This window comes from Elusimicrobiota bacterium, from assembly GCA_016722575.1.
GTDB lineage: Bacteria > Elusimicrobiota > Elusimicrobia > FEN-1173 > FEN-1173 > JADKIY01.
Window position 1 is genome coordinate 294407 of record JADKIY010000006.1, and the last position, 21901, is coordinate 316307.

Below are 21901 nucleotides of genomic sequence, written 5' to 3' on the forward strand. Positions count from 1 at the left end.
GGCCAGCGCAGCGGGCGGGCGGGGTTTTGAACCCCAGACCCCCCGCCCTTCTGGGGGGCCTCTAAAAACCCCCTCCTCCCCCCCCCCCCGGGGGGTTGTCGGAAAGGGAATGCCTTCCCCCCGTAGCCCTGGATTCCGGCCAGCGGCATGCCGGAATGACGGGCGAGGGGGTTTTTCAACAGCCGTTAACTTGGATTTTTTCAGTGGCCTGGGGGATTTGCCGAAAAACGTGGTTATTTATTCTTCACAAAATAATGTTTCCGAAGTCCCTGCTAGGGCCCGCACTTTTGGCCCGTAAATTCGCCCGCCTTATCCTTCTCGTTCCTCGCGCCCCACCGGGAGATTCAGGTTAATTCGCTTCATCCCCTTTGACGCGCGTGGGCTCCACCCGAAAATCAGGCGCTTCGGGCGATGGCGGTGAGGACTTTAAGGACGTCGTCCCATTTTTCCGGGGCGAGAGCCGGAGACAGGAGGGTGAACAGGTCGGACAGGATCCAGGCCCGATTCGCCGCTTCGGCAACGGGTTCATCGGCTCCACGGGCGTTCAGCTTGAGGGCGGCGGTCTGGAACAATTGAAGGCCTCCGCCGCGGGCCAGGCTTCCCAGTTCTGTCCCGAGCCCGGCGAGCGCCACTTCCACAACCCCGGAGGGGAGATCCCCTTCGGGTGTCCGGAGGGAAGAAAAAACCCCGCGCCGAACCCGGATGTCCGCCCCCGCGATCAACAAATCGTCGGCGTCGGTGAAAATGACCGCGTTGGGCTTCCCCTTCAGGAACGCCTCCAAGGCGGTCCGTTGTTTCTCGGTGGCCACGCTCCGGGCGTCCACGAAAAGGACGGGGGTGCCCTTTAGGTCCTCCAACGAGGGCGCCGGGCGGCCGCTCACCGCCGCCGTGCGCACCGCGGCCCGGGCGGCCCCGTACATATAATCCTCCACCCCCAAACGGGCGGGCTTCGCTCCCACGATCTCCGTGACCCGCGCGGCAAAGCGCCGCTGTTCCGCCGTCAGGGTTTGTTCCATGGCCACTTCGGAAATAGGGGACGGAGGCCCCTTGTCCACTTTCGAATCAAGCCGGCGGTGGAGGAGGAGGGTCAGTCCCCAACCGGCGGCCTGGAGGACGGTCTGGGGCCAGCCGGCGTCCAACGCCAAGAGGGGGGCGGCGGCGACGAGGGCGAAATAGAAGAGGGCCATGATCCCGGCTTTGGCCCAATCGACCTGGACTTCGGTGTGGAGCCACCGGGCGGGGAGGGCGTGGGACGGGAGGAAAAGGGCGGTCAGGAGGAGGGGGACCACGGCCCAGGCGGTGCCGGCGAAGAACACGGCCGCGCCGATGTTCGCCAGCGCCGTTCCCAGTCCTAAACCCCATTCGTAAACGGGCGCGTGGGCCTTGTAGTGGGCTCCGGTTTGGCGGGACCCCTCCACGCCGCCCCGCCAGCCGCCGACGGATTCGAAAAACGCGGTCATCCAACGGCTGGTCGCCCGGCCTGGTTTTGGCGCGCCCCCTGGGCCTTGTCCCTTTGGGGAATCGTTAAGAACCTCAAAGGGTTCGTTGATTTTGTTTTCGGGGGATATGGCGGCGGCTTCAAGGAGGGTGTGCCCGGCGACCGGGATCGTCACGCCCGATCCGAACCGCAACCGCCGGAAAAGCCGGTCGGCGTAGGTTGAAAACGCCTTCGTTCCGGCCGGCAGGTAGGCGAAAATCCCTCTCCCGGTGGGGACGCCCGTGACCACGCTGTTTCCCGGATGGGTGGAAACAAAAAAGAAATAGAGGTCTTTTTTGAACGTGTTCAACCCTTCGAAGTTCATCTGGCCGATGGACAAGACGACGTCCGCCGACAAGAGCACGTCGACAAGCTCCCGGGAGAACTTCCGCACGTCGACGCCGTCCCCCGCGCAGCCCGGCACGACCCGCAGGCGGTCGCCGAGCGATTGAACTTCCTTTTTGAAAAGAGGCGAATTCAGAATCCTTTTTACGTCGTCAACCGAGGCGTCCTCCCGGTATTGCCCGTTTCGAGGCACCAGGACAAAACGGAGGTTCTTGTTCATCGCCATCTGGTCGAGAATGAACCTCAAAACAAAAACGACCTCGCCGTTGTCGTCCAGAAAAACCGGGACCGTGATCGGCTTCGGCGATCGGACGACCCGTTGGACATAACTCTCGAACGCATCGATGGCGAGCGCCCGGTCGTCGAACGAGCGAACTTTCTCCCGAAGCCTGTCCGCGATTGAACGTTCCTCGCCGTGGTAGAGCTCTTCGTTGGGGAGGTGCTTTAAAGCCTCAAAGCAATAGAGCAAACGCAACAACCTCTGGCGGAGAGCGATCCCGTCTTCTTGAAGGGCCGCGGCGACGTTGTTCGTTTTCAAGTTCCGGACGGAGAAAGGTTGAACCCGTCGTTGCCTTTGACGACGTCCTCACGATGCCGCAGGTGAGCACATCCCTTTCCATCGTCGTCGGGTTGAATCCCGGCGCCCCTTCCGCCGCGCTCAGCAAATCAACCGCTTTTCTCTTCATTTCCTCTTTTTCGCTCGCCTCCAACTCCCCGTTCAAAACCAAAAGGGTCAACTGCCGGTCGATGATGGATTCCCGGCTGAATTGCCGGTTGTCGACGGTTTCCTGCCAAAAGGTCTTCCCGAGTTCATTTTCCCGGTAGATTCCCGGGACGTAATCCCTGGAGACCAAAACCGAGGTTCCGTCGACCGCTTCCGGTTCCGCCTTTTCAGCCGGGGGACCGCGGGCGGTCCGCGCCGAACCGGGCGCCCGGGAAGGCGAAACCTCGTTCGTTACTCGGTAAATGCCATCGGGGCCCCGGACGATGGTTATGGGATTGTTAAACGGGAGCCCCGCCGATGGTCGAAGGTTCTTGATCCGACGTAAAAAGGCGGCCAGAGGGGATGAGGGCCCGGCCCCGTCGTTAACGGACAAGGATTTTTCGCTTTCGGCCAACGATGGGGTTGTCGGAGCGTTGGTCCTCTCCGGGAGAGTCCACGAGAGGAGGGCCCCCGAAACGCCTTGGATCCATTCCCAGGTTTGAGGAAGCTTGTCCACGATCGGATCGAAACAACGGTGGAGGAAGAGGGCCAGCCCCCAGCCGGCGGCCTGGAGGACGGTCTGGGTCCAGCCGGCGTCCAACGCCAAGAGGGGGGCGGCGGCGACGAGGGCGAAATAGAAGGCGGCCATGACCCCGGCCTTGACCCAATCGACCTCGACCTCGGCGTTGAGCCACCGGGCGGGGAGGGCGTGGGACGGGAGGAAAAGGGCGGTCAGGAGGAGGGGGACCACGGCCCAGGCGGACCCGGTCAGGAAGAAGGCCGCCCCAAGGTTGGCGGCGGCCGCCCCGAAACCCAGGGACCACTCGTAAACGGGCGCGTGGGCCATGTAATGGGCGCCCCAGCGCTTGGCCGCGTCCGGTCCGCCCCATTGGGCCCCGAGCCACAGGAAAACCTGCGCCATCCAACGGCTGGTGGCCCGGCCTGGTTTTGGAGCGCCCCCTGGGCCTTGTCCCTTTGGGGAATCGTTAAGAACCTCAAAGGGTTCGTTGATTTTGTTTTCGGGGGATATGGCGGCGGCTTCAAGGAGGGTGTGCCCGGCGACCGGGATCGTCACGCCCGATCCGAACCGCAACCGCCGGAAAAGCCGGTCGGCGTAGGTTGAAAACGCCTTCGTTCCGGCCGGCAGGTAGGCGAAAACCCCTTTCCCGGTGGGGACGCCCGAAACCACGCTGGGTCCCAAGTGCATGGAAACAAAAAAGAAATAGAGGTCTTTTTTGAACGTGTTCAACCCTTCGAAGTTCATCTGGCCGATGGACAAGACGACGTCCGCCGACAAGAGCACGTCGACAAGCTCCCGGGAGAACTTCCGCACGTCGACGCCGTCCCCCGCGCAGCCCGGCACGACCCGCAGGCGGTCGCCGACCGAGTGAACTTCCTTTTTGAAAAGAGGCGAATTCAGAATCCTTTTTACGTCGTCAACCGAGGCGTCCTCCCGGTATTGCCCGTTTCGAGGCACCAGGACAAAACGGAGGTTCTTGTTCATCGCCATCTGGTCGAGAATGAACCTCAAAACAAAAACGACCTCGCCGTTGTCGTCCAGAAAAACCGGGACCGTGATCGGCTTCGGCGATCGGACGACCCGTTGGACATAACTCTCGAACGCATCGATGGCGAGCGCCCGGTCGTCGAACGAGCGAACTTTCTCCCGAAGCCTGTCCGCGATTGAACGTTCCTCGCCGTGGTAGAGCTCTTCGTTGGGGAGGTGCTTTAAAGCCTCAAAGCAATAGAGCAAACGCAACAACCTCTGGCGGAGAGCGATCCCGTCTTCTTGAAGGGCCGCGGCGACGTTGTTCGTTTTCAAGTTCCGGACGGAGAAAGGGTTGAACCCGTCGTTGCCTTTGACGACGTCCCTCACGATGCCGCAGGTGAGCACATCCCTTTCCATCGTCGTCGGGTTGAATCCCGGCGCCCCTTCCGCCGCGCTCAGCAAATCAACCGCTTTTCTCTTCATTTCCTCTTTTTCGCTCGCCTCCAACTCCCCGTTCAAAACCAAAAGGGTCAACTGCCGGTCGATGATGGATTCCCGGCTGAATTGCCGGTTGTCGTTTAATTCCTCCGAGAATTCATTTCCGAGCTCATTCTCCCGGTAGATTCCCGGGACGTAATCCGCGGAGACCAAAACCGGGGCCCCGTTGACCCCTTCCGGCCCGGGGCTTTCCATCGCCGAGCCGGCCCCCGCTCCGGCGTTTTCGCCCGGGGGACCGCGAAAGGCGCGCGTCGGACCGGGCCCGCGGAGCGGAAAGACCAAGGCCAACGCGCGGCGAATCCCATCGGAGATGGAAAAGGCGGATTGTTTTTCGATTTCCGTGACGAACCGGGGCCCCGTCGAAGAATCGCCGGGGGTCGATCCCACGGTGTAGGCCCACCCGTCTTTAAAAAGGACGTTCAGCCGGGTGGCTTCCCCGGAGGTTTTTACGACGATTTTCTTGATTCGCGCGGCCAGGGCGGGGGGGAGGAGAGAAAGAAAGGATTTCTCAACCGAGCCGAACGTCTTGGCCCGATCGGCCACGGCGATGAGGCCGGGCGCGGTCAATTGAACATCGCAGGCCTTGACGGGTTCGTTGGCCAGGAACAGTTGTTGTCCCTCGAAAAGCCTGTCCAGGGGGGTTTTCTCCTGGGTGAAAACGGAGAGGTAGGCGGAGCCCTGGGCGGTGTCGATTTTTTCGATCTTGGGGACGTAGGAAAGGACCGTGAACCCTTTCGCCGTCAGCGCCTTGGCGATGCCCTCGGCGTGGTAGCCGCCGGTGACGAGAACGGCCGCCATCGGTTCGGGGCCGGGAGAAGCCGCTTTCCCCACGTTGTTCGCCATCGCTTCGTCCCGGGCGTCGGCCTCCCGATAGAAAGACTCGAAGGAAGCGAGCGCGGGGGGGAGAGGCGGGAGGGAGCGGGCCGCGGCCGGCCCGGGGACGGCGTCGGCCTTGTATTCCCGCCATTCCACGGGCGTCAGGGAGAAATCCACGAGCTTCCCCGTCAGCCAGGCCCGCCGGGAATTCGCGAGGAGGCGCTTTTCCGCCTCGGTCCGGGCCAGGGCCGCGTAGGCCGCTTTTTCCCCGGCCGCCAGGTCCTCCATGAGCTTCTCGGCGTCGATCCCGTCCGCGAGGAGAAGGTACTTCACGTATTCGTCCATGGCGGGATAGGCCGTCAGGTCGACGCCTTTCCTTCGGCACAGGTCCTTCAGCCCGGCGTAGAAGTCGGCGTAGCGCCATTGGCCCGACCGGTAGGCCAGGCAACGAGCCAGGAGAGCGTCCGTTTCCGCTTTGGTGAGCGTCGGGGTCAGCGCCTCGATCAGCCGCGTTCGCTCCGCCTCCACTTGGCGAAAATCCAGCGATCGTTCCAGAGCGAGGGCCTTTTGAAAGAGCGAAATCTGTTCAGTCGTCGGCCCGCGCGGGGGGGAGGAAAATAAGAGGACGTAATCGCCCAGCGACGTTTTCCCTTCGCGGTAGGATTTGACCTTTTCGTCGAAAGCCAGCAAGGCCGGCGAAAAAACCCGTTTCTTTTCCGCTTCGATGCCGGACTTCAGCTCCTTCACCCAGGCCCGGGCACCGTCCAGTTTCGGGGCGGAATCCCGGTAGGCCTGGACGTTCGCTTGGTAGTGAAGGGGGTCGTCGATCCCCAGGATTCGGGGCAGTTTTCCCTGGGCCGTCAACGCCGCGTGGATGGGGCCGGAGATCTCGTTCTCTTTCAACAGATGGTCGGCCGTCGCCTCCACCGCCTGGCGGTTCGGAAAGTCCACGAAGGGTTGGAGCCGGATTTCCGCCGCCGCCCCTTCCAGGGCCACGAGATTCACCTGGCCCGATTGAATCAACGAACGCACGGCCTCCCGGATGTTCCGCTGGGCCTCCGGGTTCCTGTGCACGTCCTGAATGTGGACGATGACGGGACCGCGCGGCGAGGGCCGGGGGCCGAAGGAGACCTTGCGGATCGTGCCGTGGGCCGGGGACAGGGCGGACAAGAGCTTCGCCCGATCCAGGAGAAATCTTTTCGGGATCGACCGGGCGACGTTTTGGGACAGCGAGGGGGCCAAGGTTTGGGGGACCGGGAATTGACTCGCCAGGGAGAGATCCGATGGGGGGCCCAGTGAACGCGATGCCAGGAGGGCCGGCGCCTGTCGCGGGGAAGCCTTGCGGCGTTCGGCCCAGAGGTTCGTCTCCGGCGCATAGGCGAGCAGGCCATTGGTGGCCAGAAACACCATCGCCATCCCGCCGGAAATTGTCCTTTGGACCTGAAAGAATTGCATGGTTAGTTTATATACCAAGAACCAAGCAATGGCCTTTAAGTGCTTGTAACGAAATTGCAATATTCCGAATCTTACCCGACAGATTTCGTCGGCTTTTCATTTCACCACATCATCGGCGTACCCGCCTGAACTCTCACCGCCCAAAGAATTGAGGTTTTTTCTTTTACGCGTCGTCGCCGGCCTGTTTTTCCTCCAATTCGGCGGCATGAAGGTCTGTGACAGGTTCGGTGGTATCCCGCCAGAATTCGGCGGCCACCCCAAGCTCTTTTCCCTGTTCGGCGTGGCGGGAATTCTGGAATTCTTCGGCGGGTTTCCGGTCCTCCTCGGCTTCTTCGCCCATCCGGCGGCGCTCATTATCTCCCCCCACGGGGGCGGGGACAAGCCCTGCCTTAAAAAAGTCACCGTTCCTCCCAAGCAACCGCCGCCCTTTTAATGAAAAGGCCCGCCTCCCAAAGGGGCGGGCCTTTTTGTTGGATCGATTCTTCTTGGGTCTCGCAAATATCCCGTTCATCTATTATGCTTCTGCAATCCCCGCCGTCCCGAATGGAACGGGGGGCCATTCGCGTGTTGAAGGAGCGTCCTTTGAGAAAAATAATGATCGCGTTGTTGGTCGCTTTGACCGTGGTTCCGCCGTCTTTCGCCAAGAAAATTGAACCCGCCACGCCGGAGAGTTTTTCGGCCAAGGACATTGAACCCATGAAGTTGGCGGGCAAAGCCCCGGCCATCGTGGTGCCGGGTTACCGGGTTTGGTTCACGGTTCAGGACGGGGCGGCGGCTTCCTCGGGGGGCGGCGGCGGCGCCAAGGCCAAACTCAGCGTTTCCCTGAGCGGGGTGGACGAGGCTCTGATGGCGGAGATCGCCGACGCGGCTTTCGCGGACTTCATGGACCAACTGAATAAAACGGGGCGAACCATCATCGGCCCGGAGGAAGTCCAACAGTCGGAAGCCTGGAAGAACGTGACGCCCCTGGACAACCCCCAGTACGACGGGGCCAAGCCCGGCAAGGGGCTGGGGTTCCTGATCTTCTCGCCCAAGGCCGCCCCCCTGTGGGTCCACCACTTCGACGTTTTCGGCGGGGCCTCGGGCTTCAATCAAAAATCCACCAAGGCGATGTACAAGCTCTCCGCGGACAACAAGGCCGTGGTCATCGTGCCGAACGTGATGATCCGCTTCGCGCAGGTGTCGACGACCGGCAAATCCAATTATTCGCGCTACGCGGAAGTGGGCGTGGAGCCTTGGATGGCCGTTCAAATGACGAGCGGCGTTTACCAATGGTGGGCGAAGGTGGCCCGGCTCGGCCAGTCGTCCCCGGCGCTTCTCAAGACGGGGATTCAGCTGGACTCCGCGGTGGGCGAGATCGTGAAGTCCGACGAAAAACACAGCGACATGGATCTGGGTTTCGGCAAATATTGGAAGAGCGTCAAAGGCTCGTACTACTACAAAGCCGACCCGGCCAAGTACAAGGCCGAAGTCTTGAAAGGCATTCAGGCCTTCAACCGGGGCGTGGCCCAGGCGTTGGCCGAAACCAAAAAATAGGAGCTCCGGGTCGAGGTGACGCAAGGCGGTTGATCCCGACCGAAATCCTCGCTTCTCTTTGGCACCAAGAGAGGCCCGCTCCCAACGGAGCGGGCCTCTCTTTTTCCTTTCGCGTTAAAGGTTTGGCCCCCTCGCAAAAGACCTTTTTATCGTCTATGCTTCATGGAACGCCCGAAGGACCCCGGCGGTGCCGGGGGGATATCCGCGGCCCCGAGGCCCTCATGAGCTCCGACGAAAGCCAATACCGACAGATTTCCGAAGCGCCCACCAACCCCCGGGGAAAAGGCGCGGCCAAGGGCTTTGACGTGGGGGACCTCTACCAAGGGCCCGCCGCCGAGGGCGGCCCCGCTCCATCCGCCGGCATGGCCCTGGACGAGAAACTGCGCCAGGCCTACTTTTGGGTGGCCAACCACGCCATCATCAACCCCTTCTACGACATCGAATACAACGACGCCCCCCCGGCGGTGATCACGATGGGGGACGGCAAATCCCCCGTGTCCCTGCCGACGGACCAGAGCTACTCCAGCTTCGTCCTCCTGCCCCTGTTGAACTTCGCCGTTCGCAAGCGCTGTCTGCTCGTGGGCGGGCCGGGCCGGGGCAAAACCGCCAGCGCGGTTTTGATGGGCGTTCTGGCGGGCTATCCGCTGAAAGAACTTCGCCGGGCCATCCTGCACGGCCAGCCCCAAATGACCATCGCGGACCTTCTGGGCAACCCTTTGCCCTCGGCTTTGGTCGAGGCCAAGAGCGCGGACCAAATCCAAATTTCCTGGCGGAAATGGCTGAGCATGCGGATCAAGATCATCGACGAATACAACCGCATCCCCACCCGGACCCAGTCGGCGCTTTTGACCGTCATGGCGGAGAACTACGCCGAGATGTTCGACCAGACCTTCGAGTGTCCCGAGGCCGCCTGGTACCTGACGGCCAACGACGACGCCGGGGGGGGAACCTATCAGGTGATCGAGGCGCTCAAGGACCGGATCGACGTGGTGGTCAAGGCGCTCCATTTCAACAGCCGGTTTTTGAAGGAACTGCTGGAGCGCATCGAGCTCAACATCCGGCCCGAGGAAGTGGTGCCGCCGGAGATCATCTTCACCGAAAAGGAACTGGACGAGGCCCACCGGCGCATTTTGGCCGTGGGGGTGCCCGCGGCGGTGCGCCGGCGGCTGGAGTTCTTCGTCAGCTGGTTTGAATTCATGGAATCCGCCGGGCAACAGTTGGAATACAAAACCAAAGACACGCTCAAACTGGCGGGCGTGGATTTCCGCCAGGCGGCGGCCACGGAGTCCGGCAAGGACCGGCTGAAGGACCTGGGCCTTCAAACCCAAAACGGGTTGTCGGTGCGGTCCCTCATGACGGCGCTGGTCTTCGCCAAGGCCATGGCTTTTTTCCGGGGGAACGGCGAGGTGTCCCTGGAGGACGTGCGCCAGATCATGCCCTTCGTGCTCCACGACAAAATGACCCAGAACCCCGACGCGCCCTTCTTTGAACAGCCGGGCCACGGCGTGTTTCGAAGCGATAAGGTGGGGTGGATCCGCCGCCTCTTCGACCTGGCCTGCGCCGAGTACGAACGGCTGGACCTGGACCGCCAGGACCCCGTGGGGGACCTGGCCGCCCAGTTCGAGTCCGGCCTCGAGGGCTTGAAGGATAAGGAAGTCCAGGCCCGCCTGGCGCGCATCGTATCGCTCCTGGAAGAATGGTCCCGGGGCCGCAAATTTTACGGGCACATGTATGACGACGTGCTTCAGTTGAAATATCTTCACCAGCGCTACACCAACTATTTAAGATGGCTGCGTTGGAAGGGCGGTTAGCGGAGCCCCTGGCCGGGGTATTGGCCGCCCAACGGAACAACCTCAACAACCGCATCGCGGTCCTCCGACGCGGGCGTCCCCGGTTGACGGACGAAGTCCTCCATTCCCATTTCCACCTTTTTCTCTCTCCCCTGGCCGAGGCCCTGGCCGCCCAAACGTTGTTTTCCGAAAAAATACTCGAACCCCTGATCACACTGTCCCTGGAATTGTTGGCCCGGGGTGTTTTGGACGGGAGCGGGGAAGGTCCCGTGCCCCGAGCCTGGCGGGAAGCTCTGCCGAAGGCCGCCTGCCTCAATGACGATCCCCGAGGCACTGCCGCGGCGTTGACCAACGGCGTTCACAGCCTGTCGCGGATCGCCGGCGCCCGGGTGGACCCCTGGATCGACCGCCTGGGCCGGGCGGGGCCCCACTGTTCGACCCTGGACCTTTTTCGCCGGGCGGGCCTGGCGGCCGCCTGGCGGTCCGGCGTGGCGTCGGCCCGGGAAGCGGCGGTGAAAGCCCTGACGGAATTTCCGGAGGACTTGAAGCGTTCGATCATGGGCGATTTCAACGGGCCCGTGGATTGGTCTATTTTCGCCCGGGACCCCTGGGCCCCGCTGCCGGGGGAACCCCGGCGACTGCGGCTCGTGGGGTCGGTGGGGGGATTCATGGGCCTGGACGGGCCCTTCCAGGCGCCGCCCGAGGCGGGGCGAAACGACGACGGGCTTTTGTTGCGGGACGACAAACGGGTGTGGCGGGTGGACGCGGACCTCTTCGGCTTGACCCTGCGATCGGTTCCCGGCGAGGAATTTCGATCGGTGGGGAGCGGGGACTTTCAAACGAAATTCGGAAAAATCACGGACGCCGATGGATCGGCGCCCTGGCCGCTCGGGATTCCGCCCCTTTCCCAGTCGGCCCGGGGGGGAACGCTGTTGGTCGCCAGCGCCTATTCCCACAAGGGGTTCGTCTTCGCCCGGGCGGGGGATTCCCATGTCGACTAAACTGGAAAACCTGCGGGAAGCCTGGGCCGCGGCCTGGCCCAGGGCCCTGGCCCTCTGGAGCCCCTACGCCCGGCTCAGGGAACCCCGGTGGTGCTTTTCCGAAAAGGAAGCGGCGGAGGAGGGACTCACGGGAAGTTTCGCCATGATCCGGTTGGACGATCACGGCGTCGTCGTCAATTTAAAAACCGTCGCGGCCCTGGGGTTGGACGATTACGCCCTGGAAGTCATGGGCCACGAAGTGGGGCACCACATCTATTGCCCCGGCGACCTGTCGGACCAGGCCCGCATCATCGCCCGCCTGCGGGCCGCCCTGCCCACCCTGGAAAAACACGCCGGGGACCTGGCGAACATCTACGCCGATCTCCTGATCAACAACCGACTCCAACGGGAGGCGGGCCTCCGCATGGCCGACGTCTACCGCGTCCTCTCCGACCCCTCCAGCAAACCCGGCCCTCTGTGGACCCTGTACATGCGGATCTACGAACTGCTCTGGGGGTTGAACCGGGGAGAATTGGCCCGGGGGAAAATAAGCTCCGCTTTGGAAGGCGATGCCCAATGGGGCGCGCGCCTCTTTCGGGCCTACGCCCAGGATTGGGTGCGGGGGAGCGGGCGTTTCGGCGCTCTCTGTTTTCCCTATCTGTTGAGCGACAAAAGCGGGGAGTTGGAAAAAATAATGGCCCAATTCCACGACACGCGCCACGCCGCGGCCGGGAGCGGCGTTCCCGCCGGACTCTCCGACCTGGACCCCGACGAGGAAGGGGAGTCCGCCCACCCTTCCGAGGACCCGGCCCTGGGGGGCGTTCCCCGGAAAAAGGGGACGGCCTCCACCGCCCAGGGCGGCGGAGACGGCCAGTACCGGGAGCCTTTCGAATACGGACAGATTTTAAAGTCCATGGGCCTGACCCTTTCGGACCACGACATCGCCGTGGCTTACTACAAGGAGCGGGCCCTGCCGCACCTGATTCCCTTCCCCTCCCGAAAGGCCCCCGTGGGGAAAGACCCCCTGCCCGAGGGCTCCGACGCCTGGGACACGGGGGAGTCCCTCTCCGCCATCGATTGGTCGGAAACGCTGATGACGAGCCCCCGGGTCATTCCCGGGGTCACCACCCGCCAGCGGGTCTACGGTACCATGGAGGGCACGCCGCCCGCGCCGGAGCCCCTGGACCTGGACCTCTACGTCGATTGCTCGGGCTCCATGCCGAACCCCCAGACCCAATTGTCCTATTTGACCCTGGCCGGGACCATCGTGGCGCTCTCGGCCCTGCGGGCCGGGGCCCGGGTGCAGGCGACGCTCTGGAGCGGCCCCGGACAGTTTGAAACCACCGAAGGGTTCGTCCGCGACGAGAACCGAATCCTTCGAATCTTGACGGGGTATTTGGGCGGGTCCACCGCCTTTCCCATTTCCCTCCTGGGGAGCACCTACCGGGATCGAAAACCCACGGACCGTCCCGCCCACCTCCTTGTCATTTCCGACGACGGGGTGACGACCATGTTCGAGAACGACGAGTGGCGGCGGTCGGGCCTGAAAATCGCGGCCGAAGCCCTGGCCCGGGCCCGGGGCGGCGGCACCTGGTGCTTGAATTTGTGGGGGAACAACGCCTCCGGCGATCATTACGACCAAGCGAAAAAAATGGGGTGGAAGATTTTTACCGTCAAGGATTGGGCCGATCTCGTGGCCTTTGCCAAGGCCTTCGGCCGGACCCATTACGAGAAGGCGGGCCGACCGTGAGCTTTCCGTCGCTGCCCCTATTGACCCGTCGGCTGGCCGCCTGCCCGCCGGATTTTCTAGAACCCCCCCCGTGGGGAGGAGCGGGTTCCTTGAACGTGGCGGCGCTGGTCTACGACACCTTGGATTTCATGGGGGCTCCTCCCGCGGAGTCCACCGTCCTGGCGCCCTTCCTGGGGCCGGCGGAGAAAACGGAAAAACCATCGACCGCCCAGGATCGGCTGCGTCTCACGGCCCTGGCCTGCTGGTTGCTGAACGATTCCTTTTTCCGGGACCGGCGGGACTTGGCGCCGGCCGCCGCGGAATTCCTTCGATCCGGTTGGGGGGATTTGCCGTCGGTCCTCACCGCCCGGGACGCGGTGGCCGTTCCCGAACGCCGGGAGGAGCTGGCCCGACGGTTGTTGAAGGCCCTGGACCTCCGGCCCGAGGGGGAAACCCCGGCCCAGGCCGAGGACCGGTTGGGCGCCCTGGACAGCGTGGAACTGCGCCGGGTGATGGAGGCTTCCCGCCAGGCCCAGGAACGGGCCAAGAGCGTTTTGGAAGCCATGCGAAAGAAAGCCGCCCAAGAAGCCGCGGCCCAATACGGACGGGAATGATGGCCGCCCTCACCGACGCCGAACGATTTCCGCTCCTGACGCCCGCCCTGGAGAAAACCCTAAAAACCTACCGGGAACACCCGGCGGCCCCCCGCTTCAATTACGCCTGCGGCGATCGCCTGACCGCCGAGGGGTTGCGGCGCGTCCGGGCCTTCGAGTCCCAAATCAAAAGACGCCGGCCGACGGCGGAGGGCCTGCCGCCCTGGATCGAGGAGAAAGTCGAGGAATGGCTGAAGCGCGTTCCCTTTTACCGCGAACGGGGCGGGCGGGTGAAGGATTTTGAAAACCTGCCGCCGGTCGACCGGGAGAATTTGCTGGCAACGCCCTGGGCTTTCGTGCCGGACGGGAGGGCCCTGGACGACCTGATGGTTTACGAAACCACCGGCACGAGCGGCGCGCCCCTGGGAGTCATGTACCACCCCGAGGTGCCTTCCATGTATCTGGTCTTGCTGCGGGCGGCGCTCCGGGCGGCGGGGGTGGACCTCCGGGGCGGACCCGGCGTGTCCCTGCTCCTGGTCGGCGCCCAGGAGAAGGCCCTGACCTTTGTGAGCGGCTCCACGGTTCTGGACGGAGCCGGTTACGTCAAAGTGAATTTGAAACCCTCGGACTGGCGGCGGCCCGAAGACCGGGCAACGTATCTTTCGTTTTGTTCGCCGGAAGTCGTGACCGGGGACCCCGTGGCCTTCCAGGAACTGCTGGATTTGAAAACGGGGCTCCGTCCCAAAGCTCTGGTGAGCACCTCCATGGCGCTGTCGGCGGGCCTTCGGAAAAAATTGGAATCGGCTTTTCATTGCCCGGTGGTGGACGTTTATTCCATGACGGAGTGCCGGCCCCTGGCGGCCTCCACCGGCGGCGATTTTGAAATCATCCCCCCGGACGTTTTCGTGGAAATTCTGGACGACCGGGGCCGCCCCGTCCCGGAGGGCCGCCGGGGCGAAGTGGCGATCACCGGCGGTCGGAACGATTTTCTGCCCTTGATCCGTTACCGGACCGGGGACCGGGCCGCGCTGGTTCGGCGGGGCGGGCGCCGGTTCCTGAAGGGATTGGAAGGCCGGGCGCCGGTGGTGTATCTCGGGTCCGACGGGCGGCGGGTGCCCTCCATCGACATCGCCCGGGCCCTGGGGGCCCTTGCGCTCTCCCAATACGTCTTGCACCAGCGGGCCGACGGCTCTTTCCTTTTTAAATGCCCGAGCCCGGCGGAGCACCGTTCGGCCCTGCGGGCTTTGCTCGAAATGAAACTCGGGTCGAAGGTCCGGGTGTCCTTTGAAAAACTGACCGAGGCGGACCGGCGGGGGGGCAAAGTGATCCCCCATCGCTCCGACATCAAAAACCCCCGGGGCCCCCTGTGGTAAAATCCTCGACCATGGCGGTCCCGGCCTTGCTCATCACCCAGTGCCTCCAGGTGGATTTCGTCAAACCCATCGGCAAGCACGAACCCCTGCCCAACAAACTGCACGTGGGCGCCGACGAAGCCCGGCGCCTGCTGGGCGACCGGCCCGAGGACGGCCCCCTGGCCCGCACGGTCCGCTGGGCCCAGGAACAGGGGCCCGACCGCCTGGGCGTCCTCCACATCCGCGACTGGCACAACCCCGACGATCCCTCCCAACAGGACCATCTGCGTCAGTTCGGCGCCCATTGCCTGCGGAACACGCCCGGCGCGGGCTTTGTGTTCCCCGCGCCGCCGGCCAACCGCCCCGACATCGCGGTGGTGGATTCCCTCACGTTGAACGATTTCAACGGCACGACGCTCCAGGACCGGCTGGCGCCCTGGGCGGGACAACCGGCCCGGGTGGGACTCCTGGGCGTTTGGACCGAGGCCAAGATCACCTATCTGGCCTACGAACTTAAAACGCGCTATCCGACTTTTCGCCTCGGCGTTTGCTCGGCCCTGACGGCCAGTTCCTCCCGGGCCCACCACTTCATGGCCCTGGACCAGCTTCAACGCCTGTTGGGGGTGGAGGTCTTTTCCTCCGTCGGGGCCTTTGTGCGCTTTTTGGGCGGCCGGGACGAGGACTGGCCCTGGGAATCCCCGGCGGACCGGGGCGCGGGGTCCTTCACGGGCGTGGACAACCTGTCGGCCACGGACCGGGATCTTCTGAAGTATCTCTTTCGGGATTCCCGCCGGGCGGATTTCAAAGTGCTGGACGGCGGCTATTCGGGGAACGTCGTCCTGGCGGCCGAAAGCGAGGACCTGCACGGGCACCGCCAGGCCCCCCACGTGGTCAAGATCGGCCCCCAGGTTCCCATGGGCCAGGAGCGGGAGGCCTTTGAGAAAGTCGAGTCCGTGCTGGGGAACAACGCGCCCCACATCGACGAGTTCGCCGATTTCGGCGACCGGGGCGCCATCAAATACCGCTACGCGGCCATGGGCGGCGGGTTCTCCACCACGTTCCAGAAGAAATACGCCGCGGGCCTCCCGCCCGAGAAAACCCGCTATTACCTGAACCAGGTGTTCCGGGAACAGCTGGGCCGTTTTTACCGGGCCGCGGAATTGGAAAAATGCAATTTGTTGTCCTACTATCAATTCGATCTTCCGGGCCTGGGCGCCCGCCTCCGCCCCCGGGTGGAGGCGGTCTACGGCGCCCCGGCGACGGGCGACGCCCTAAGTTTTTCCAACGGGGTTTCTTTTTACAACCCCTGCCGGTTCTACGACGACGATTTGCCCACGCTCCTGCCCCTCGCCGACGCCTCGGCCCGGTGGTCCTACGTCCACGGGGATTTGAACGGGGCCAACATCCTGATCGACGGGCAGGACAACGTGTGGCTCATCGATTTCTTCCACACCCACCGGGGCCACGTCCTGCGGGACCTGGCGAAATTCGAAAACGACCTGCTCTATATTTTCACCGAGGTGAAGTCCCCGGCGGAATTCGACCAGGCCCTGCGCCTGACCGACCATTTGATGTCGGTGGAGGATTTGGCCCGGCCCCCGGCGGATTTGCCCGCCGACATCACCCACCCGGCCCTGCGCCGGACCTTCGAGACCCTCCGGGTCCTTCGTTCGTTTTATCCCGAATTGATCCAGGCCCACCGGGACCCCCTGCAGTTGCACATCGCCCAACTGCGCTACGCGGCCCACACCCTGAGCTTCGACGAGTCCAACGACTTTCAAAAACGCTGGGCTCTCTACACCGGGGCCCGCTGCGCGGAGCGGATCAAGACGTCGCTTCTCCGCACGGGGCCCTTGCGGATCGACTGGATCGACCCCCGATGGACGGCCGCCGGCGCCCTGGGCATCACCATCCTGCCCGGCCGTCGGGACGTGGGGCGTTCCCTGCCCGACGACGTGGCGTCCCTGAAGAGCCAGGGGGTGACCGACGTGGTGTGCCTGGTGCCCGAGGACGAATTGCGGCGCTACGGCGTGCCGGGGTTGACGGCGGAATACCGGAAGGCGGGGCTTCACGTGCATCATTGGCCGGTGGTCGACCAAAAAACGACGTCGACCGCGGAAATGGAAAAAATCGTGGCCGACGTCGGCGGACGGCTGGCCGAGGGCGCCCGGGTGGCGGTCCATTGCGTGGGGGGCCTGGGGCGTTCGGGCCTCGTGGCGGCCTGCTATTTGAAATCCCGGGGCGCCTCGACCGACGAAGCGATTTTGGAGGTGCGCCGGGTGCGGTCCCCCCGGGCGGTGGAGTCCGCCGCGCAGGAACAGTTCGTGACGAATTTTCATCCCCGATAGCTCAAAGGAAATCCCATGACCCTGATAAACTGGAAGGCTTCGCCCGGAGACCGGATTCCCGCCGGGGACCAAAACCGCCCCCGCTATTTGGTGGACGGTCGGGCGCTGCCCTGGGACGGACCGTCCTTCGAAGTGAAATCCCCGGTGTTCGAAGAGGGGCCGGGCGGCTGGGCCCCCCGGTCCCTGGGTCGATGCGGGCTTTTGGACGGCCCCACGGGCTTGTCCGCCCTGGAAGCGGCGGTGCGGGCCTACGACAAGGGACGGGGCGCCTGGCCCACGGCCACGGTCGCCACCCGCGTGGCCGCCCTGCGGAATTTCCTGGGCCGGATGAAAGGGCGCCGGCTGGAAATCGCCCGCCTGATCTGTTGGGAGGTGGGGAAACCCTGGGCCGATTCCCTGGCCGAGGTGGACCGGACGGTGATCTACGGCGAGCAGACCGCCGCCGCCCTGGAGGAATTGGACAAACAGGGCCGGGACTATTTGGTGAGCGACGGGTTTCGGGCCCGGGTGCGGCGCTCGCCCATCGGCGTGGGTCTCTGCATGGGCCCGTACAATTATCCGCTGAACGAAACCTTCGCCACGCTTTTGCCCGCCCTGGTCATGGGAAACCCGGTCGTGGTCAAGTTGCCCCGGCTGGGCATGCTTTGCACCATGCCTTTGCTGGAAGATTTCGCCGCCAGTTTTCCGCCGGGGGTGGTCAACATTATTTCCGGGGAAGGGGCGACGGTGGTGACGCCCATCGTGGCGTCGGGCCGGGTGGATTTGCTGGCCTTCATCGGCTCGGCCAAGACGGCGGGGCAACTGAAGCACGCCCACCCGAAACCCAACCGGCTCCGCTCCGTCCTGGGCCTGGGGGCCAAAAACGCCGCCATCGTCCTGCCCGACGCCGACCTCGACCTGGCGGTCAAGGAAGGCGTGGCCGGGGCCCTCACCTTCAACGGCCAGCGTTGCACGGCGCTTAAAATCTTTTTCGTCCACAAATCCATCGCGGATCGCTTCGTGGCCAAAATGGCCGAGGCCGTGGCGGCCCTTCGCCGGGGCCTGCCCTTCGAGGACGGCGTTCAAGTCACGCCCCTCCCCGACGTCGCCATGGTGGAAAAAATGGGCCGCTACGTGGAAGACGCCCGGTCCAAGGGCGCCCGGGTGGTCAACCCGGGGGGAGGGGAAAAAGATCAAACGTTCTTTTCCCCGGCGGTGATTTACCCCGTGGCGCCTTCCATGGCCCTTTGGCGGGAGGAGCAGTTCGGCCCCGTGGTTCCCGTGGCGGCCTACGAATCCCTGGACGAAGTGATCGACTACCTGGCGGGGTCCGACCTGGGCCAACAGGCCAGCGTGTTCGGCCGGGACCCCAAAACCCTGGGCGGGTTGATCGACGCCCTGGTCAACCAAGTCTGCCGGGTCAACCTCAACGCCCAATGCCGGCGGGGGCCGGACACCTTTCCCTTCGGCGGGCGGAAGGATTCCGCCGAGGGCACCTTGTCCGTGACCGACGCCCTGCGGGTCTTCTCCCTGCGAACCCTGGCCGCGGGCGTGGACCGGCCCGACACCCGGGACCTCCTGGAACGGCTGGCCGAGGGCGGCTTTTCCCGCTTCCTGTCCCGGTGACGGCGCTTTTCAGCACGAGCACCGTGCTGTTTCGGGTGGCGGGCTACGCCCTGAGCCCGGTGGAATTTCTGGGCACCCTGCTGACGCTGTGGTCCGTGTGGCTGGTGACGCGCCGGAACGTTTGGAACTGGCCCGTCGGCAATTTGGGCGGACTCCTCTTCGCCTTCCTCTTCTATCAGATCCGACTTTATTCCGACCTGGTGGAGCAGATCTATTACATCGCCACCGGATTTTACGGTTGGTGGGTCTGGACCCGGCGGGGGGCCTCCGCCGAGCGGGAATTGGGCGTCACGATTGCCACGCCCCGGTGGCGCGCTGTTTCCCTGGGCGCGATTGTGCTCGGAACCGCCGTTATGGGATTCGTCATGTCCCGGGTGAATTTGTGGTGGCCCCTTTGGTTCCCCGAAACCGCCTCCTACCCCTATTGGGACGCCTTCACCACCGTGGTCAGTTTCACCGCCCAACTTTTAATGGCCCACAAGAAATTGGACTGTTGGCCCCTCTGGGTTCTGGTGGACGTCATCGGCATCGGGCTGTATTTTGTGAAAGGGGTGGTTTTCGTTTCTTTCCTCTACGTTGTTTTCCTGGGGTTGGCCCTGAGCGGTTGGCGCTCCTGGCATCGCACGAGGACGGCGTGACGGAAGGGTTGGTCATCGGCAAGTTCTACCCGCCCCACCGGGGCCACGGGTATTTAATCGACACGGCCCTCCGGAACTCGGACCGGTTGACGGTCTTGGTCTGTGAGAAAAAAGAGGAGACGATTTCCGGCGCCCTTCGGGCCCGGTGGATCCGCGAAATGGCGCCCGCCGCCCGGGTGCGCGTGATCCCGGACATCGGCGCCGACGACGATTCCAAGGCCTGGGCGCTGCACACCCGGCGGTTCCTGGGCTACCGGCCGGACCTGGTGTTCACCTCCGAAGGATACGGCCCCGTCTTCGCCCGCTATCTCGGGGCCCGGCACCGAATGGTGGACCGGGGTCGAACAGCCGTTCCCATTTCCGCCCGCCAAATCCGCTCCGATCCCGGAAAATATTGGACCTATCTTTCCCCCGGGGCCAAGGCCCACTACGCCAAACGCGTCGTGGTGTTGGGGGCCGAATCCACCGGCAAGACGACTCTGGCCCGGGCCCTGGCGTCTCGATTAAAAACCAACTGGGTGCCCGAATTCGGCCGCTATCATTTCGAAGGGAAGGCGTTGGCCGGAAAGCCCCTCCGCTGGTCCGACGAGGATTTTATCCACATCGCCCGGACTCAAAACCAATGGGAAGAAGCCCTGGCCCGGACCTGCCACCGGTGGCTCGTCTGCGACACCAACGCTTTTGTGACGTTGGTGTGGCAGCGACGCTATTTGGGGCGCGTGTCGCCGGAAGTCGAGCGGGAGGCCCGCCGGGGCCGTTACCACGGGGCCCTGCTCCTGGAGGACGATCTTCCCTTCGTGCAGGACGGCACCCGGGACGGGAAAAGCTTTCGACGGAGGATGCAGAAAATGTTGGTGGAGGAATTGAATCGTCGAAAAATCCCGGTGATTCGAATTCGCGGCCGGGGGCCCCGGCGGCTGGCGGCGGCTTGGGCGGCCCTCCGAGCATTGGAGTCCCGGGACTCGGGGACAAAACGGGAAAAAGTATAATCGGTTCGTGACGCTCCGACGAAAGATCCCACGATGTTGTATTCGCCTTTTGGCCCGCCGCCGCCCCTCGGCCCTGTTCGCCTTTATTCCTCTTCTGACCTTCGCTCTCTCCTCCCGGGCGGAGGAGCCCCGGCAATGGGCTTTGGGCCTGAACTATCCCGGCGCGTCCCTCCGATTACATCTGAACGAGCGATACGCCCTGGAAGGGCGGTTTCAGGCCGAGTCCGGCGTTTGGGCCGGAGGTTTTCGCGGGTACCGTTATTTTTCGACCCTGGGCCGCGTTCATCCCTTTGCGGGTCTCGAGGGCGATTACGTGGGGTTTAAGGAAAACAACGCCAAGGGGTCCGGAGTGGCCGGGATCGCCTTCGCCGGGGGGGAATGCTTTTTCGCCCGGCGTTTATCGGCCCAGTTGGACATGGGCGCGGGGTGGCTCGGACTTCAAGACGACGCCACGAGCATTACCGACGGCGGTTTGGAGTTCGTCATCAACGTCGGGGTGAACCTCTATTTTGGGAAAGCTCTTCACCGATGAAAAAATCCCGCTTTTTGCGGGTGGCCCTTCTATCGGTCCCGGCCCTGGCCGTTCAGGCGGGTTTTAATTTGGGCCTGACCGGGGCGGCAAAATCCCGGGCCAAACATCTCGAAGATAAAATCAACGCCGGGCCCTCGGTGGAATCCCGGATCAACACACCGGGCTGGGCGGATTCCCCCTTCATCTCCCGGGACGGACAGCGGCTGTATTTCATGTATTCCCGTTGGGATTTCGGGCCCGTCTTTTTGTCGACCGGCGGGCTGCCGGTCCTTCGGGGGCCGGACCGTCCGGGCCATCACAAGGACGACGTGAATCCCTACGACGACTCGGACCTCTACGTGGCCACCAAACGGGGCGACGGTTCCTGGGACACTCCGGTCAATATGGGGTTCAACAGCGCGGGGGGGGACGCCAGCGGCATGGAGCTTTCCTCCGGGACGTTTTTTGTGTGGATCAAACCCACCCTGCCTTCGGGCCTCCCGGACATTTATATCTCCACCCGGGACGCCTTCGGCCATTGGAGCGCCCCCGTCGGCATCAGCCCCCACATCAACACCGTTAATCTCGAAGACAATCCGCACCTGTGGCCCGACGGCAATTCCATGTGGTTCACCTCCGATCGGGGCGGGGGAGCGGGCGGGAAGGATATTTGGTTTTCCAGCAAAACGGCCGGGGTGTGGAACACGCCGGTCAACGCCGGCCCGACCTTAAACACCGCCGCGGACGAGGACCAATTTTGGGTCAGCCCCGTGAACTTCGACGTCTACTTCACACGGGACAATCAAATTTATCGTTCGTCCTTTTCGGGCCTCGGTTACACGGCCCCGACGCTGGTGAATCTGGGTTTGGCCGTGGCGGCGGAGCCTTCCATCACCGACGACGGCCAGGACCTTTACTTCGCCACCGGCGACACCACCACGGCCCATATTCGGATCATGCACGCCCGGTCCCTGGGCGGCGGCCACTGGGCCACGCCGGTGCCGGTGGATTAAACCGGGAATCCGATCCCCCGCGGCCTGAAGTTTC

General features: G+C 63.8%; 15 protein-coding genes. 12 read left to right on the forward strand and 3 right to left on the reverse strand.

Annotation, left to right across the window (positions count from 1 at the left end; genetic code table 11):
- Window positions 1–395: 395 nt before the first annotated feature.
- The 3 genes from IPP68_11195 to IPP68_11205 form a co-directional block, all read right to left on the reverse strand.
- Window positions 396–2360, reverse strand: coding sequence for a hypothetical protein (locus IPP68_11195; GenBank protein ID MBL0350920.1), 1965 nt, complete (start codon window positions 2358–2360; stop codon window positions 396–398).
- Entirely contained in the window at window positions 2275–6744 is a 4470-nt protein-coding gene (locus IPP68_11200) for a hypothetical protein (GenBank protein MBL0350921.1), read from the reverse strand. Before IPP68_11200 ends, IPP68_11195 begins: the two co-directional genes overlap by 86 nt.
- Before the next feature lie 202 nt (window positions 6745–6946).
- On the reverse strand, window positions 6947–7123 hold the full coding sequence (locus tag IPP68_11205) for a hypothetical protein (protein ID MBL0350922.1): 177 nt from the start codon (window positions 7121–7123) through the stop codon (window positions 6947–6949).
- A gap of 242 nt (window positions 7124–7365) precedes the next feature.
- Here IPP68_11205 and IPP68_11210 point away from each other — a divergent pair, with 242 nt between their 5' ends.
- The 12 genes from IPP68_11210 (at window position 7366) to IPP68_11265 (ending at window position 21867) form a co-directional block, all read left to right on the forward strand.
- Window positions 7366–8319: a hypothetical protein gene (locus tag IPP68_11210; GenBank protein MBL0350923.1), complete on the forward strand. Its 954-nt coding sequence runs from the start codon at window positions 7366–7368 to the stop codon at window positions 8317–8319.
- A gap of 221 nt (window positions 8320–8540) precedes the next feature.
- Window positions 8541–10130 carry an AAA family ATPase gene (locus tag IPP68_11215; protein MBL0350924.1) on the forward strand — a complete coding sequence of 530 codons (1590 nt, stop codon included), beginning with the start codon at window positions 8541–8543 and terminating at the stop codon, window positions 10128–10130.
- Complete coding sequence (locus IPP68_11220) at window positions 10115–11110, forward strand: hypothetical protein (protein ID MBL0350925.1); 996 nt, start codon at window positions 10115–10117, stop codon at window positions 11108–11110. Before IPP68_11215 ends, IPP68_11220 begins: the two co-directional genes overlap by 16 nt.
- On the forward strand, window positions 11100–12839 hold the full coding sequence (locus tag IPP68_11225) for a VWA domain-containing protein (GenBank protein MBL0350926.1): 1740 nt from the start codon (window positions 11100–11102) through the stop codon (window positions 12837–12839). Before IPP68_11220 ends, IPP68_11225 begins: the two co-directional genes overlap by 11 nt.
- On the forward strand, window positions 12836–13432 hold the full coding sequence (locus IPP68_11230; GenBank protein MBL0350927.1) for a hypothetical protein: 597 nt from the start codon (window positions 12836–12838) through the stop codon (window positions 13430–13432). The genes IPP68_11225 and IPP68_11230 overlap by 4 nt, the downstream gene beginning before the upstream one ends.
- Window positions 13432–14784, forward strand: a complete 1353-nt coding sequence (locus IPP68_11235) for a capsule biosynthesis protein CapK (protein ID MBL0350928.1) — start codon at window positions 13432–13434, stop codon at window positions 14782–14784. The genes IPP68_11230 and IPP68_11235 overlap by 1 nt, the downstream gene beginning before the upstream one ends.
- 11 nt (window positions 14785–14795) lie before the next feature.
- Complete coding sequence (locus tag IPP68_11240) at window positions 14796–17111, forward strand: dual specificity protein phosphatase family protein (GenBank protein ID MBL0350929.1); 2316 nt, start codon at window positions 14796–14798, stop codon at window positions 17109–17111.
- A 15-nt stretch (window positions 17112–17126) separates the two neighbouring features.
- Window positions 17127–18716 (forward strand): aldehyde dehydrogenase family protein, encoded by a 1590-nt coding sequence (locus IPP68_11245; protein ID MBL0350930.1) that lies wholly within the window; start codon window positions 17127–17129, stop codon window positions 18714–18716.
- Window positions 18713–19354, forward strand: coding sequence for a nicotinamide mononucleotide transporter (locus IPP68_11250; GenBank protein MBL0350931.1), 642 nt, complete (start codon window positions 18713–18715; stop codon window positions 19352–19354). Before IPP68_11245 ends, IPP68_11250 begins: the two co-directional genes overlap by 4 nt.
- On the forward strand, window positions 19351–20343 hold the full coding sequence (locus IPP68_11255; protein MBL0350932.1) for an AAA family ATPase: 993 nt from the start codon (window positions 19351–19353) through the stop codon (window positions 20341–20343). Before IPP68_11250 ends, IPP68_11255 begins: the two co-directional genes overlap by 4 nt.
- Before the next feature lie 49 nt (window positions 20344–20392).
- Window positions 20393–20875, forward strand: coding sequence for a hypothetical protein (locus tag IPP68_11260; protein ID MBL0350933.1), 483 nt, complete (start codon window positions 20393–20395; stop codon window positions 20873–20875).
- Window positions 20872–21867, forward strand: a complete 996-nt coding sequence (locus IPP68_11265; protein MBL0350934.1) for a PD40 domain-containing protein — start codon at window positions 20872–20874, stop codon at window positions 21865–21867. Before IPP68_11260 ends, IPP68_11265 begins: the two co-directional genes overlap by 4 nt.
- Window positions 21868–21901 lie beyond the last annotated feature (34 nt).

Coding starts and splice junctions, on each gene's coding strand:
- IPP68_11200 (MBL0350921.1), bottom strand. CDS start 6,744: ATGGCGATGGTGTTTCTGGCCACCAATGGCCTGCTCGCCTATGCGCCG.
- IPP68_11205 (MBL0350922.1), bottom strand. CDS start 7,123: ATGGGCGAAGAAGCCGAGGAGGACCGGAAACCCGCCGAAGAATTCCAG.
- IPP68_11215 (MBL0350924.1), top strand. CDS start 8,541: ATGAGCTCCGACGAAAGCCAATACCGACAGATTTCCGAAGCGCCCACC.
- IPP68_11225 (MBL0350926.1), top strand. CDS start 11,100: ATGTCGACTAAACTGGAAAACCTGCGGGAAGCCTGGGCCGCGGCCTGG.
- IPP68_11235 (MBL0350928.1), top strand. CDS start 13,432: ATGGCCGCCCTCACCGACGCCGAACGATTTCCGCTCCTGACGCCCGCC.
- IPP68_11240 (MBL0350929.1), top strand. CDS start 14,796: ATGGCGGTCCCGGCCTTGCTCATCACCCAGTGCCTCCAGGTGGATTTC.
- IPP68_11245 (MBL0350930.1), top strand. CDS start 17,127: ATGACCCTGATAAACTGGAAGGCTTCGCCCGGAGACCGGATTCCCGCC.
- IPP68_11265 (MBL0350934.1), top strand. CDS start 20,872: ATGAAAAAATCCCGCTTTTTGCGGGTGGCCCTTCTATCGGTCCCGGCC.